Origin of the sequence: Mucilaginibacter sp. CAU 1740, from assembly GCF_039839285.1 — a bacterium.
In the GTDB taxonomy this organism is placed as follows: Bacteria; Bacteroidota; Bacteroidia; order Sphingobacteriales; family Sphingobacteriaceae; genus Mucilaginibacter.
Genome location: NZ_JBDOQS010000004.1, coordinates 229,766 through 245,042, shown reverse-complemented (window position 1 = coordinate 245,042; position 15,277 = coordinate 229,766). Strand labels below are relative to the sequence as shown.

The window sequence follows — 15,277 nt, the reverse complement described above, 5'->3', positions numbered from 1 at the left end:
CGTAAATTAAAAAATTAATCGTGACCAAGCAAATGCGCCTCTATCTTCTTGACTGCCAAGTGAAAAGATGCTTTTAAAGCACCCACACTGGTACCCAAAACCTGCGACATTTCTTCATACTTCATGTCTTCATAGTATTTCATATTGAAAACAAGCCGTTGTTTTTCGGGCAGGGTAAGCAGGGCTTCCTGTAGTTTACGCTGCGCCGCGTCGCCGTTAAAATAGGTCGAGTCGGCCAGTGTATCGGCCAGCTCGTAAGCAACATCATCCAACGAAACATTATTTTTCTGTTTTTTCTTATTCAAAAAAGTAATGCATTCGTTGGATGCTATCCTGTACATCCAGGTGTACAGTTGCGCGTCGTTTCTGAAACCGGCAAGGTTTTTCCAAACCTTTACAAAAACATCCTGAACAAGGTCATCCGCGTCGTCATGATCAACAACCATGCGGCGGATGTGCCAGTATATTTTTTGCTGGTACTTTTTCAACAACAGGTTAAACGCCTCATTCCGGGTCTTTTCGTCCTGGAATTTGCTTAATATCTCTGAATCTTCAACCTGTACCGACATTTTTTAGAATTTTATTAATGTTAAAGGTTTATTAAGCCTTTTTGTTTTTTCTTTCGATCGCCTTTTTAGCCGCTGCCACAATATGCTCTGCATCCAAGCCATATTTGGTCATCAGCTCTGCCGGCGTACCGCTTTCGCCAAAGCTATCGTTTACAGCTACGTACTCTTGCGGGGTTGGGTTGTGTACAGCCAATACTTGTGCAACGCTATCACCCAAACCACCAAGGCGGTTATGCTCTTCGGCAGTAACTACGCAACCGGTTTTAGCTACAGATTTTAATATAGCCTCAGCATCAAGCGGTTTAATGGTGTGGATGTTAATGATCTCGGCATCGATACCTTCTTCAGCCAATTTCTCACCAGCAAGGATAGCTTCCCATACCAGGTGACCGGTAGCGAAGATACTTACATCAGCACCTTCATTAACCATCCAGGCTTTACCAATTTCAAATTTCTGATCAGCATCGGTAAAGATCGGAACAACCGGGCGACCGAAACGCAGATAAACCGGGCCTTCGTACTCGGCAATGGCCATAGTAGCAGCTTTGGTTTGGTTGTAATCGCAAGGGTTAATAACGGTCATGCCTGGTAACATTTTCATCAGGCCGATATCTTCCAAAATCTGGTGGGTAGCACCATCCTCGCCCAAAGTTAAACCAGCGTGCGAAGCGCAAATTTTAACGTTTTTGTATGAGTAAGCTACTGACTGACGGATCTGATCGTAAACACGGCCAGTAGAGAAGTTTGCGAATGTACCGGTGAAAGGAATTTTACCACCGATGGTCATACCGGCAGCAATACCGATCATGTTAGCTTCGGCAATACCTGTTTGTACAAAACGCTCAGGAAATTCATTAATAAAATCTTGCATTTTTAACGAGCCTACAAGGTCGGCACAAAGGGCAACAACCTGGTCGTTTTTTCTGCCGGCTTCCAGCAACCCGGCACCAAAGCCCGAGCGGGTATCTTTTTTATCTGTGTAAGTGTATTTTTTCATTGCTCAAATTCCCTCTATAATAGCGAGGGATTGGAATTAAAATCGTGATAATAAATTGATGTTCTCTAACTCTCCTCCGTTAGCTAACGGAGGCGGGGGATTAATAATCGCCCAGTGTTTCCTCTAACTGATCTAAAGCCAGTTTAAGCTGCTCATCATTTGGCGCAATACCGTGCCATTTGTGGCTGCCCACCATAAAGTCAACACCGTAACCCATTTCGGTATGCATCAAAATCATGATCGGTTTGCCTTGTCCGGTACGGCTTTTTGCTTCTTCAAACACCCTAACCACATCGGCCATATCATTACCTTTCATATCCAATACATCCCAGCCAAAAGCTTCCCATTTAGCACGAAGATCGCCTAATGAAAGTACCTTTTTGGTAGGGCCATCAATTTGCTGACCGTTAACATCAATTGTAGAGATCAGATTATCAACATGATTGTGAGGCGCAAACATTGCTGCTTCCCAGATCTGGCCTTCCTGGATCTCGCCGTCACCATGCAGGGTGAACACCAACGATTTATCACCATTTAATTTTTTTGCAAGCGCCGCGCCGATAGCTACAGATAAGCCCTGACCTAACGAACCCGAAGCAATACGGATACCAGGAAGGTGCTCATGTGTAGTTGGGTGACCTTGTAAACGAGAGTTCAGTTTACGGAAGGTTGCCAACTCGGCTTTGTCAAAATAACCGGCGTGTGCCAAAGTGCTATAAAACACCGGCGAAATGTGACCGTTTGAAAGGAAGAAAATATCCTCACCTACTGCGTCCATATTAAATTTAGGGTCGTGGTTCATTACCGAAAAATACAATGCGGTAAAGAAATCAGTACAGCCCAATGAGCCGCCCGGGTGGCCCGACTGGCAGCCGTGTACCATACGTACAATGTCGCGCCTGATCTGCGACGCGGTTTTTTCTAATGTTTGTAAGTCTGCTTTCATTAATTGATAATAGGGAATGCTAAAGTAGCTATTATGATTGTGTTTTTAACACTTAATTTACAAGATCCAGCACCTGTTGTGATGAAGCTTTGGTATCAACCTTACTTATCACGTGCTTAATAATCCCCTCTGCATCAATTATAAATGTGGTACGGGCAGTACCCATATATTTTTTGCCGTACATATTTTTTTCAACCCAAACACCGTAGGCTTCCACAATTTCGTGGCTGCTATCGGCAATGAGGGTAAACGGCAGGCTATATTTAGTTTCAAATTTTTTGTGCGATTTTTCGTCGTCGGTGCTAACACCTATCACCTCATAACCTTTACCTAAAAGCGATTGGTAGTTGTCGCGAAAATCGCATGATTCGGCCGTGCAGCCCGGGGTATCATCTTTAGGATAAAAGTACAGGATCACATTTTTGCCTGTATAATCGGCAAGGGATACGGTTTTACCGTTTTGATCATTAGCGGTAAAGCCGGGAGCTTTATCGCCTTCTTTTAATGTTGTCATGGTATAAAGTACTTATCTGTAAAAATCGGCGGCAAATTCCGAAAAATTATTCTTGTTATCAACTAACACCAACTTAAACACGTGTTTACCGGGCGCAATATCGGCATTAAACGTGTAACTTAATATTTTACTTTTATAATCATGCTCCATCAGCACCCATTTGCCATCAATGGTGCCGGTATAGCTTTTAATTCCTGATAAATTATCGCTCATTCTGAAGTTAATTGAGCGGCCGGCTTTCATATTAGCGCCATCTTTAATATTAAGCGGATGAATCACCGGCGGCACGGTATCTACCTTAATATAATAATCGCCAAAAGCACTCACTTGTGATATTACGTAACCATCTTTATAATAACCGCCCTGGCACCCTCCCCAACTGCTTACAATAACAGCTTTATCGGCATACTTACCCAGGTCAATATCTGGCTTGATCCAGATCTCGTATCCTTCATGTATCGGAGTTAGGCGATTATGGATATGGTGTACCGCCGAATAAGCTCCTGGTAGCTTAGCCGAAGCCGAATATTGAAAATCAAGGTCATCATATAAATTGCCCGGCATCACTATCACTTTAACCTTATCGTTACTAAACTCGCTGCGTTTGTCGTAGTAAAGCATGGTACCTGTTGGTTTAACCGGCTGCGGAACTGTATAAGGCGATGATTTTACTTTTAGTTTGAGCGACGAGGTGTTGCCTGCAACGTCTTTAACTACATATTCAACTTCGTGCAAAGCATCATCATCAAAAGTAATGATACCACGATTTATAGATTGAGGATATAAGGAGATATGACTTCCCGGCAAAATAAAACACTTCTGCATCCAACGGCGAGATGATTCGTAAGCCGGAAAATCGATATAAGCATTGATAGCATGGGTTTGATCGAACGCGAAACGCTCAACCGCGAAAGTATAAACTGTTTTACCATCAAGTTTTAATTCGATAGAATAGATCCCGTTGTGGTTGAACGAAGTACTATTCATATCGGTAGTGTTGATACCAAAACCGATGTTACCGCTTAGCTCAAGCGTTTGAGGTTTTACCAGGTGATAATTTCCCGCGGCTCCCGTTACACCTAAAAACTCTTTTGGCGTTTTCTCGCTGAAAGGTTTATTGTTGAGGTGATAGACGCCGATAGAAGTAATGGTTGGTGGTACTTTATCCGGGATAGTAAGCCCGAATAACTGCGCGTTAATGGTTTCTTCTGTTTTGCTATCGCGGATCTCAAAATGAACATGCGGCCCTGCCGAAGCCCCGGCATTACCCGAAATAGCCACAACCTCATCTTTTTTAACAGGGACTTGTAGGGGCGTAAGGTTAAAATCGGCCTCGTAAGTTTGATGATCGTACTGATACTTTTTAACCAACTCGATAACCGCCGGACTAAAACTTTCCAAATGCCCGTAAACCGTGGTATAGCCGTTAGGATGGGTAATATAAATAGCCCTGCCAAAACCGCCGAACTGCACCCTTACCCTGGAGATATAACCTTCGGCAGCGGCATGTACCGGGTAACCGGTGCGCTGGTTGGTTTTAAAATCCAATCCCGAATGGAAATGTGATGGCCTCAACTCGCCGAATGAACCGGCTGTTGTGGGCGGCGTTAAATCAAGCGGGTAGCGAAAATAATTTTGCGGATACTGCCTGCTTTGTATAATAGTTTGCGCTACCGTGCTTGTATAAATACCCAAACACAGCGCGCCTGTAACCAATAGTTTTTTGATCATGCTTTATTTAACGTAAAAATCGAGCATTTTTTCATCCTGAAGATAACCTTCAAGCCTGTCGCCAATTTTTACTTTTGATACACCTGCAGGGGTGCCGGTAAATATTAAGTCGCCTTTTTTTAGGGTGATGTATTGTGAAACAAATGCGATGATACGCTCGAACGAGAAAAGCAGATCGCGGGTATTGCCCTGCTGGCGGGTTTCTCCGTTGATATCTAATCTTAAATCGAGCTCATATACCGATTCGAATTTTGTTTTAGGTACAAAGCTGCTCACCGGTGCCGAGCCATCAAAAGCTTTAGCCAGTTCCCAAGGCAAGCCCTTTTCTTTATGGCGGCTTTGGATATCACGAGCGGTAAAATCAATACCTAAACCTATCTCTTCATAATAACCCGACGCGAATTTCTCGCTGACGTGCTTGCCCTCTTTGCTGATCTTTAACACCAGTTCGATCTCATGGTGTACATCTTCCGAAAAATTGGGATGATAAAAAGGCTTGTTATCTTTCAGTAAAGCCGTTTCGGGCTTCATGAATATTACCGGCGTAGTTGGTACCGGGTTGTTGAGTTCTTTGGCGTGTTCGGCGTAGTTGCGGCCAATGGCAATAATTTTCATAAATGAACGCTGTAAACGCCAAAGCTAAAAAATTTGGATGGTTCTTTTCATTCAAAAAATGTCATTTCGATAGAGCCGGGGCGGGTAGAGCGCCGGGGCGAAAGAGAAATCTTGTACGCTATACATAGCCATGTTGCTCACGTTATAGCAGGGCGTATAAGATTTCTCGTCACGCAGCCGCACAACTCGCCCGCAGGTTCGTCGAAATGACAATTGTTTTTAGCAAGTAAGAATTACAAGCCGTGCCGTTGTTGGTGTTGTCACCAACAACTTTTTACTCGGTAACATCTTCATTAACGAAATCCTGACAAGCGTGAATGCATGGTGTAGAGTTGTTGGTGACAACACCAACAACGGCGGGTTAACATTCGTTTTAGTTACAAGCTCACAGCACCAACACCCGCTTAATAACCGATTCGGTACCGGCTACCACCCGTATAAAGTAAAAACCACGGGTAAGCTTGTTGTTAATAGGATAGTTCAGATTGTGATCGCCCGATTCAACCCTTTGCGAAAACATGGTTGAAATATCATTACCCAACACATCTTTTATTTTGATGGTTACGTTGGTATTGCGCGATATAGAGTATTTTAAATTGATCTGATCAGTTACCGGGTTAGGGTATAATTGCACGTCGCTCAGCAGTTTATCATCCGGGCGCGAAACATTCACCTTTACGTTTGAAGTAACAGCCGGCTTTAGCGGCGGCAGGGCCAGGTGCAAACCATCTTTAAGGTATGAGTTTTTTCCCGATTTGGTTTTGCTGCGCAGTAATGTGGTATCTATTTTAAGAACGGGCTTAATCGGCTTAAAATCGGCGGCAAAGGCAAAGTTAATGAAGATCGCCATCGCAATCATCACCACCCAGATATAGGTGTAAACATAAGAGTATGTAAAACTTCGCCTCATTATTTAGTATAATTCTACAAAAGTATAAATAAACCGTTCACCAAATTAAATTTTGCCGTTTTTGTAAAACTTTTTAACAATTTTTAACAGTAAAGGCACCTTATTGTATAGTAGACACAATATTTCTTTATACGTTTAATCCGGATAATGGTTTAACCAAAAAATTTAATATTTTTGCCATCTCTAAATCATACAAGTGTCAAATCATAAAGATCTGCATAAACTGTCGGCCGCCGGCTTTCTAATCAGTTTAGGAATAATTTACGGTGATATTGGTACCTCCCCATTATACGTATTCAAGGCCATAGTTGGTCAGCAGCAAATTTCCGAAACATTAATTCTGGGAGGAGTTTCATTAATTTTCTGGACCCTTACGTTACAAACCACGGTAAAATACGTGATCATTACCTTAAGGGCAGATAACAAAGGTGAGGGCGGCATTTTTTCGCTGTTTTCGCTGGTACGCCGAAGGGCTAAGTGGCTCATAGTCCCCGCCGTGGTGGGTGGCTGCGCGCTGCTTGCCGATGGTATTATCACACCACCTATTACTATATCCTCGGCTATTGAGGGTTTACAAACCTACCAGCATAACCTGCCTACGGTTTATATAGTAATGGCCATTATTACGGTGCTGTTCATTATTCAACAGTTCGGTACATCGTTGGTTGGTAAGGCTTTTGGCCCTATTATGTTTATCTGGTTTACCATGATGGGCGTTTTGGGCATCAGCTACATCATTCGCGATCCATGGATCATCCGCTCGCTTAACCCTTACTACGCTATCAAATTGCTTAGCTCAGGTACAAGCGATAGCGCGTTCATCGTATTAGGCGCGGTGTTCCTGTGTACTACAGGTGCCGAAGCTTTATACTCAGATCTGGGCCATTGCGGCAAATCAAACATCCGGGTAAGCTGGGTATATGTAAAAGCCTGCCTTATATTAAACTACCTTGGACAGGCGGTTTGGTTGCTACAGCGTAACGGCCATGTGATGGACCTTAACGCTAACAACCCATTTTATAAAATAATGCCCGAGTGGTTTACCATATTCGGTATCGGTATCGCTACCGTGGCTGCAGTTATTGCCAGCCAGGCGTTGATATCAGGTTCGTTTACGTTGATTGCCGAGGCTGTAAGGCTTAACCTTTGGCCTAAAGTGCGTATCAACTACCCATCCGAGCAAAAAGGACAGTTGTACGTACCAAGTGTTAACTGGCTGCTTTGGGCAGGCTGTTTAGGTGTAGTGCTCATCTTTAAACATTCGGATAAAATGGAGGCCGCTTACGGTTTAAGTATTACCGTGGCCATGCTCATGACCACCATATTGGTATCCAAATTCCTGAAACGTAAAAAAGTCCCCAATTACATTATCAATACTTTCCTGGCTGTTTACCTGCTTATTGAGGGCACGTTCCTTACCGGTAACCTGCACAAATTTTTGGATGGTGGTTGGTTCACCTTATCTATCGGTTTTCTCCTGTTCACTGTAATGTGGACATGGCATACTGCCCGCAAGATCAGGAACCGTTATGTTAAATTTGTGGAGATTGAGGATTATTACGATATCATCACCGAGCTGAGCCATGACGAAAGCGTGCCTAAATACGCATCACAGCTGGTGTATTTAACCAGCGCCAACTTCAATTCGGAAATTGAATCGAAAATTGTTTACTCGATACTACAAAAACAACCTAAGCGTGCCGACGTATATTGGCTGGTACACGTTGACGTAGTGGACGAGCCTTACAAACGCGAATACGAAGTTGACCACCTGGTGCCAAATAAACTGATCCGTATCGATTTTAAATTAGGTTTCCGTGTGGAGCAGCAAATAAACCTGCTGTTCAGGAAAGTAGTGGAAGACCTGGTTAAAAAAGGCGAGGTTGATATCACCAGCACCTACAAATCACTAAACAAACATAAAATTGTTGGCGATTTCCGTTTTGTGGTGATCGAGAAGATCTTTTCACGTTCGCATAACCTATCGTTTATTGAAAGGTTTATCATGGATTACTACAAGCAGCTTAAAAAAGTCAGCTTATCCGAAGAGCGTGGTTTCGGCCTCGATCTGAGCTTTGTAACGGTTGAGAAAGTGCCATTGGTGCTTGCGATACCAGAGGCTATTGAGATCCATAGGGTTAATTAATTGGGGGCGGTGAAACACTGACCACAAGCTTAACCCTCTAAAAAGCAAAAAAGCATTCCGAAACCCGGAATGCTTTTTTGCTTTTATAAACTTTTGACTGCCGCGGGTTTAGCGCAGCGTAACCCGTGGTTGGCCATGACTTAAGTTTATAACTTAAGTCCCCACTCTCCCACTCGGGTCAGAGACCCAAATGGTTATTCCCACGGGTTACGCTGCGCTAAACCCGCGGTAGTAGTTTTTTGGAGGCGGGATTTCTTTCAGGAAGCTTTATCCAAGGCCATCTGCATATACTTCCGCACCTCATCATTAATATCTTCCTTAAAAAACATCCGGAAATAATGGTTGTATTGGTTAGTACCCGGTACCTGTTTTATTTTACTGAAGCACAGGTTATCATCATAAACCTTATCAAACGGAAAAACCACGTCAATAAAGTTTTTGCCTAATTGAGTTATATAAGCAAAGTTTACCCTCGCCCCTAAAGCTATCATGCTTTTGGTAGGATAAACTTTAACTTCACCTATCTGCAGGTATTCATCAACCAAATGATCGAATAGGGATACTGTATGCTGGTTTTTGCCAGCTAATGCTTCTGATAGTTCCCTGTCGCGGCATGAATGAACCTGGTTTGTGGCAGTAAATTCACGATCGCATACGGGACAGGTCCACATAGTGCTATGCTTTTTTGGAGGCTTCTTTACCTATTACACTGTTTTTATAGCTGTAGGTAAAGTAAATAACCAAACCAATAATGAGCCAGATCAAAAAGCGGATCCAGCTATCATAAGTTAGTTCGGCCATTAAATAAAAGCAGCTTAGCAAGCCCAATACCGGGATAAGCGATAGCTTTTTAATTACAGCCAATACCGTTAAAGTGGTTGATAATAATATGAAAAGGAAGAATGGAAATTTTTGATGGATATTCTCGCCCGAGAACAAACCGAGGAAATTATTCCAGCAAAGAACAAGTACGATGATATAAATTGCGGGTGCTATAAACTGCGAATTAATATACGGCAAATGGAATTTACCCTTAGCAGCTTCCTCGCGCGGTAAAAGTAATACCCCACCGCAAACCAGTACAAAGGCAAACAGCGTACCGATACTGGTAAGATCGGTAACTATGGTAAGATTTAAAAACAACGCTGGCACCGCTACCACAAAACCGGTAACAATGGTTGAAAACGAAGGGGTTTGATATTTTGGGTGGATGCGCGAAAATACTTTCGGCAACAAACCGTCACGGCTCATACTCATCCAGATACGAGGCTGACCTAACTGGAATATCAGCAACACGCTCGCTGTAGCAATTACGGCGCTTATTGAGATCACGTAGCTGATATTATGTAAGCCAACCTTAGCGAATACAAAAGCCAGCGGATCGCCAACCTGCAACTCTTTGTAGCTCACCATGCCGGTTAACACCAACGAGATCAGCACATACAATACAGTACAGATCACCAGCGAGTAGATCATACCACGGGGCAGATCGCGCTGTGGCTTCTCGCATTCTTCGGCAGTGGTTGATATAGCATCAAAACCTATGTAGGCGAAAAACACACCGGATACACCTTTCATTACACCACCAAAACCATTAGGTAAAAACGGGTGCCAGTTGGCAGGGGTTACATAGAAAAAGCCTATCACAATAACAGCAAGCACAATAGCTATTTTTAAATAAACCATAGCATTGGTTGCCTTTTTGGTTTCGCGGATGCCGATGTAAACCAGGTAGGTGATGATCAGCACAATAAGCAAAGCAGGTAAATTTGCCACCAGCTTTAAATTGCCAAAGCCGGGAGCGGCATCCCAGGCTGCGGCGTTTTCGCGCAGTACATCAGTAATTTTTGATAGTTGGTTATTCGCTGTAAACTGCACCACATCTTCGTGCGCCCTGAATATCGTAAAATAATCGGTGTACAGATATCGTGGTAAATGAATATTAAAACCTTCCAGGAAATTTACAAAATAAGTACTCCAGGATATGGCAACGGCTATATTACCAATAGCATATTCCATCAACAGATCCCAGCCAATGATCCAGGCAATAAGCTCGCCGAAGGAGGCATAAGCATAAGTATATGCACTACCTGCAACAGGGATGCGCGAGGCAAATTCGGCGTAGCAGAGGGCGGAGAAACCGCAGGTAATTGCGGTGATAATAAACAAGATACTTACCCCTGGGCCACCTTGAAATGAGGCTTCGCCAATGGTTGAGAAGATACCCGCACCTACTACGGCAGCTATCCCCATCAGGGTAAGATCACGTACGTTAAGTTCTTTCTTGAGTTGTGAGGTTGTTGTGCCGGGATGTTCGCCATCGCCAAATCCACATTCAACATCGTGCAATATTTTTTCTACTGACTTTTTACGAAAGATACTTTTCGACATGTAGTTTAATTAATGAAGTCCAAATCAATCTCAAAAATAATCATTTTTTTTCTTTCGCTAAGTATATGCTTACTTTGCAGCATGAAGATAAGAATAAAAGACGTTTTGTACCGGATACGCCCCTTTTTTGTTCTCTACCTTATCCTTTTAGCTACATGCCTCACTATCAAATTGCTTTGCAGCCGTGAAGCTATCTTTTTTACCGTTAATGGTTGGAATTTCCCGTTAGGTGATACGCTTGCACCTTATATCACTGATATCGGCGATGGCACAACGGCGGTGATCCTTTCACTGTTGATGCTCTTTTTCAGCTACCGAAACTGGCTTTTACTGGCATCGAGTTACGCGGTTACCTCTATCGCGGCCCAGATCCTTAAATACATATACCTTGCCCCTCGCCCCAAATTATACTTTGCAGCGCAATGGGATAGGGTACACACCGTTGAAGGTGTGTATATTTTAGAAAAATACAGCTTTCCATCTGGACATACCGTGAGCGCTTTTTCGGCAGCTTTGGTGATCACTTATCTGTGCAAAAACAAAGGCTGGGGAATCCCAGCCTTGTTAGTAGCCATTATGGTTGGCTATTCGCGAATGTATTTAACCGAGCACTTTTATGAGGATGTGCTTGCCGGATCGGCTATCGGCGTTTTTGTTACTATTTTCTGGCTCACCTGGCTGGATAGCAAACAATTTATGCAATCGGCCAAATGGAACCGGGGGTTGCTTGATCTATTTTCTAAAAAGCAGCCTGCCGGTAATTAAACTCCGGCCTCAAGCTGCCTGTTTTTACGACGCATTACTGTAAATACGATAATAAACACAATTATAGCACCGCCACCGTAAATACCAATTTTAGCTGGCGATGACAAGCCTTTGGCATCCGATAAGTACTGGTCGCGGCGATCTAAGCTCGGGGCTACCCTTATCGAACTCGAAAAAGCTTTAAACTCATCTTTAGCCAAATCTATCCTTTGCTCGGGATAGTTGTACTCGAATGTATAAGTAACATCCTGAGTGTATAACAAGATAAAGTTCCTTAACTCGGGCGATGCACCGGTTGAACCACTGTTATCGATACGCAGTGTAAACACCTTACCTTCCAGTTTACCGATGGTAGTATCGCGCGGATACATTACGCTACCATTACCCGATTGTTTCTGGATCCCGGCGATGTATGTTTTAAATACATTTTTAAGATCTTTTTCTTTATTCAGCGGCTTGCCACTGTTAGGATTAGGAACACGTAAAACCAAAATGTTTCCCAACGATGCTGTAGCCTGATATATTTGCTGACCTAATGTATCTTTTTTTACAAACCCTGTAGGCAATGAAACAGTAACAAGGCTATCTATCTTTACGGGTTTAAGTGCCTGGCTAAAACCCGAAAGCGAAAATAGTATAATGCTTATGCTTAAAATTATCTTTTTCATATCTATTTAACTTAAAAAAGAGCATTTGGTTTTATCTAATACTATAAAAGGTTGCTTTTATGAAAAACAAATGACTTATTTTCAACCAATTGCATACTAAAAAAAGCTTAAAGCGGAAGGCTAAACGCAGAAGGCTTTTGAGGTTGAATCGAATAAAAGTCATTAGTACGAGGGATAAAAATCAGAGCAATTTAGCCCATTTGTCATGCTGAGGTACGAAGCATCTTCTTCGCCCCGTATAGCGGCTATGCTTAGTGAAGAAGATCCTTCGCTACCGCTCAGGATGACATCGCTTTTTCTAAATTATAGAGAATACGAAGCAATCCCAAACTATACAGTGCGGACCTGCTGATAGGGGATTGCTTCGTACCTCGCAATGACGATGGTGTTAATTTCTTTTAGCTTTCAGCCTTAGGCCTTAAGCTCCTTTAACCTCAACCGCGTCTGCTTTCAGCTTAGCCAAAAGTTCATCCAAACAAACCTCGGCAAAGGCTGTAGATGAATCAGATACGCCATAGGGGATGATAAGTTTATTGTTGTGCACAATAGCACCGCATGAGTACAATACGTTTGGTACGTAACCTTCGCGCTCATCTGCGTTAGGGATCAATAGAGGCTCCCGGAGACGACCTATCTCAACAGTAGGGTCATCCAGTTTAAGTAAGCTTGCTCCAAGCACGTACCTGCGCATAGGGCCAACGCCGTGCGTGATCATGATCCAACCCTCTTCGGTTTCAATCGGCGATCCGCAATTGCCCATCTGTACAAATTCCCAGCTAAATTCCGGATGTTGCAGCTTTACAGGTTTTTCCCAGATATTGATCTTATCCGAATACATGATGTAGTTATTGCAACCATCAATACGGGAGATCATGACGTACTTACCATTCACCTTGCGCGGAAACAGCGCCAGGTTTTTATTTTGCGCGCCGGCACCGTACAAAGGCATGATCTTAAAATTATAAAAATCGTTGGTTTGCAACAATTTAGGCATGATAAGCGATCCATCATAAGCTGTGTAGGTAGCGTAATAAACCCTGGTGCCATCATCGTTAGTGAACTGCACAAAGCGGGCATCTTCAATACCTTTTCGCTCATATTCGGAGATTGGGAATATTACCCTATCGGAAATATCGGTATCCAGCGAAAAAACGATCTCGTAGTATGAATCGGCCAGCCAAAGCACCTTATCGTATTCCAACCGTTTAAGGTCATCTTCTTGTAGTTGCTGCGAATCCATGATGATGCGGCGCAGGTTGGCGTATTCAAAATGATGATCGAGCTTGGCTTCCAGTTCGTTAATTACATCGATATTGATCTGGGTGATGGCCGCCTTCTCAAAAAACAGTTTTTTATTATAAACTGCATTCCGAACTATTTCGGCCTCATCAATGTAATCGCCGGCGGGTTGGATGGTTATATTGTTAAATTTATCTATAAGCGCCCGGCGGAAGGTTATTGAGGAAATGTGCCCCTCACCTACTGCCCTGAAACTGATAATTACCCGGCGTTGGCCGTCTTCCAGTTCGGTTTGATCTGGATCTTCGATAATTGACGGATTGAAGAACGCCGCCGATTCAATAGAATATTCGTGCGTAAAATACGACCCGATAAGCAACTTACGGTAAACCGAAAGGGTATCAAAATCGATATTCAACTCCAAAAACAAAGGTTTCAGTTTACTGCAATGGCGGTTAAGCACCCTGGTAATATTACGATGGCGCTTGGAGTATTCCTGCAACAGGGGCGATACAATACCAAAGGCATCGGCCTCGCTTAGACGCATTACACGCTCAATAACTTCCTTAGCACGATCGTTCCCGTTAAAAAAGAACCTGGCTATAACACGTTTCGGGTCGGGGTTTACTCTGATGGGCTTGCGTTCGATAGAAAGTCTCATGGTAGATAGTGTAGCTTTTAGGTGTAACAGCTATTGTGTGAAATTGATTTGTGCAATTTGAATTAAACACTCACCTATACTTTTTTTCGCGCAAAGATGCTGAGGCGATAAGTTTTTGTTAGATATGGAAGTTGCAGATGTTTAAGCACGCAAAGGCGCGAAGACGCAAAGGAGAAATCAAGTAAAGTTAAGATAGCCTATATCTATTGCAGAGTGTTTTAAACGTTGAAAGGCTTTAAGCCCTACCTAAAAAAGCTTGGCGCCCTTGCGTCTTTGCGCGCCTAAAATCATCAACTGTACATAATAGCCTATTGGCTTTGCCCACAAACCGGAATGCCTCAACGCTGCGTTTCTTCATCATTTACTAATAATCAGCCTGTAAACTTGCTTTATAAATGCACGGCTATGGTTATTGATAATTTTGTAACTTGCACTGATATGAACGTGTTAATTGTTGAAGACGAGAAAGGCCTGGCCCTTGAAGTCGACGAATTTTTGAGCCATGAAGGTTTTACGGTTGAACATGCCCGTACTAAAAAATCGGCATCCGAAAAGATCTTTGTAAACAATTACGATTTTATATTGCTTGATCTTGGCTTGCCCGATGGCGATGGTTTCGACCTGCTTAAAATGCTGAAAGGCATGGATAAGCGTGAAGATGCCGTGATCATCCTAACCGCCCGCGGCGCTGTTGATGACCGGGTTTCAGGTCTGGAACAGGGAGCCGATGATTACCTGGCTAAGCCGTTTTCGCTAAACGAGCTTTTGGCGCGCATGCATGCCATTACCCGCCGTAAACACCGGTTGGAGAGTAATGATATTAATGTTAAAGGCTTAAAGATCAATATCCAAAACCGAACGGTGATGTACAACGATGAGCGCATTGCCCTCACCAAAAAAGAGTTTGAAATTTTCAACTACCTGGTACTCAACAAAAACCGGGTAATATCGCGCACCAACTTAACCGAACATGTTTGGGGCGATGTACTGGAGATCAACTCCGACTCGAACTTTGTTGATGTGCACGTAAAAAACCTTCGTAAAAAGCTGTCAGCCTATACCTCTATCGATTGGTTTGAAACCGTGCGCAGCATTGGCTACCGTATTAACATCTAACACAAACAG

General features: G+C 43.2%; 14 protein-coding genes. 3 read left to right on the top strand and 11 right to left on the bottom strand.

The window, feature by feature from the left end; genetic code table 11:
* Positions 1 to 14: 14 nt before the first annotated feature.
* From AAFN85_RS11410 to AAFN85_RS11380, 7 genes are all read right to left on the bottom strand, one after another.
* Positions 15 to 569 carry a sigma-70 family RNA polymerase sigma factor gene (locus AAFN85_RS11410; protein ID WP_091221884.1) on the bottom strand — a complete coding sequence of 185 codons (555 nt, stop codon included), beginning with the start codon at positions 567 to 569 and terminating at the stop codon, positions 15 to 17.
* 31 nt (positions 570 to 600) lie between these two features.
* On the bottom strand, positions 601 to 1,566 hold the full coding sequence (locus AAFN85_RS11405; RefSeq protein ID WP_347527383.1) for a transketolase C-terminal domain-containing protein: 966 nt from the start codon (positions 1,564 to 1,566) through the stop codon (positions 601 to 603).
* A gap of 100 nt (positions 1,567 to 1,666) precedes the next feature.
* The gene (locus AAFN85_RS11400; protein ID WP_347527382.1) at positions 1,667 to 2,512 is read right to left on the bottom strand and encodes a transketolase; all 846 of its coding nucleotides are present in this window, start codon (positions 2,510 to 2,512) and stop codon (positions 1,667 to 1,669) included.
* Between the two features lie 52 nt (positions 2,513 to 2,564).
* Positions 2,565 to 3,026: a thioredoxin-dependent thiol peroxidase gene (gene bcp, locus AAFN85_RS11395; RefSeq protein ID WP_347527381.1), complete on the bottom strand. Its 462-nt coding sequence runs from the start codon at positions 3,024 to 3,026 to the stop codon at positions 2,565 to 2,567.
* A 12-nt stretch (positions 3,027 to 3,038) separates the two neighbouring features.
* Complete coding sequence (locus AAFN85_RS11390; protein WP_347527380.1) at positions 3,039 to 4,757, bottom strand: M23 family metallopeptidase; 1,719 nt, start codon at positions 4,755 to 4,757, stop codon at positions 3,039 to 3,041.
* A gap of 3 nt (positions 4,758 to 4,760) precedes the next feature.
* Entirely contained in the window at positions 4,761 to 5,372 is a 612-nt protein-coding gene (locus tag AAFN85_RS11385; RefSeq protein WP_347527379.1) for a fumarylacetoacetate hydrolase family protein, read from the bottom strand.
* A gap of 385 nt (positions 5,373 to 5,757) precedes the next feature.
* A complete protein-coding gene (locus AAFN85_RS11380) occupies positions 5,758 to 6,282 on the bottom strand; it encodes a T9SS type A sorting domain-containing protein (RefSeq protein WP_347527378.1) in 525 nt (174 codons plus the stop codon).
* 196 nt (positions 6,283 to 6,478) lie between these two features.
* Between AAFN85_RS11380 and AAFN85_RS11375 the strand changes: the two genes are divergently transcribed.
* Positions 6,479 to 8,428, top strand: a complete 1,950-nt coding sequence (locus AAFN85_RS11375) for a KUP/HAK/KT family potassium transporter (RefSeq protein ID WP_347527377.1) — start codon at positions 6,479 to 6,481, stop codon at positions 8,426 to 8,428.
* A 257-nt stretch (positions 8,429 to 8,685) separates the two neighbouring features.
* Here AAFN85_RS11375 and AAFN85_RS11370 read toward each other — a convergent pair whose 3' ends face one another.
* On the bottom strand, positions 8,686 to 9,099 hold the full coding sequence (locus AAFN85_RS11370) for a DUF5655 domain-containing protein (protein WP_347527376.1): 414 nt from the start codon (positions 9,097 to 9,099) through the stop codon (positions 8,686 to 8,688).
* 4 nt (positions 9,100 to 9,103) lie between these two features.
* On the bottom strand, positions 9,104 to 10,819 hold the full coding sequence (locus tag AAFN85_RS11365; RefSeq protein ID WP_347527375.1) for an amino acid permease: 1,716 nt from the start codon (positions 10,817 to 10,819) through the stop codon (positions 9,104 to 9,106).
* Between the two features lie 81 nt (positions 10,820 to 10,900).
* Here AAFN85_RS11365 and AAFN85_RS11360 point away from each other — a divergent pair, with 81 nt between their 5' ends.
* A complete protein-coding gene (locus tag AAFN85_RS11360) occupies positions 10,901 to 11,584 on the top strand; it encodes a phosphatase PAP2 family protein (protein ID WP_347527373.1) in 684 nt (227 codons plus the stop codon).
* Here AAFN85_RS11360 and AAFN85_RS11355 read toward each other — a convergent pair.
* On the bottom strand, positions 11,581 to 12,252 hold the full coding sequence (locus tag AAFN85_RS11355) for a hypothetical protein (RefSeq protein ID WP_347527371.1): 672 nt from the start codon (positions 12,250 to 12,252) through the stop codon (positions 11,581 to 11,583). The two genes, AAFN85_RS11360 and AAFN85_RS11355, sit on opposite strands and share 4 nt — an antisense overlap.
* Positions 12,253 to 12,670: 418 nt before the next feature.
* Positions 12,671 to 14,152: a glycoside hydrolase family 130 protein gene (locus AAFN85_RS11350; protein ID WP_347527369.1), complete on the bottom strand. Its 1,482-nt coding sequence runs from the start codon at positions 14,150 to 14,152 to the stop codon at positions 12,671 to 12,673.
* A 438-nt stretch (positions 14,153 to 14,590) separates the two neighbouring features.
* Here AAFN85_RS11350 and AAFN85_RS11345 point away from each other — a divergent pair, with 438 nt between their 5' ends.
* Positions 14,591 to 15,268: a response regulator transcription factor gene (locus AAFN85_RS11345; protein ID WP_347527368.1), complete on the top strand. Its 678-nt coding sequence runs from the start codon at positions 14,591 to 14,593 to the stop codon at positions 15,266 to 15,268.
* Positions 15,269 to 15,277 lie beyond the last annotated feature (9 nt).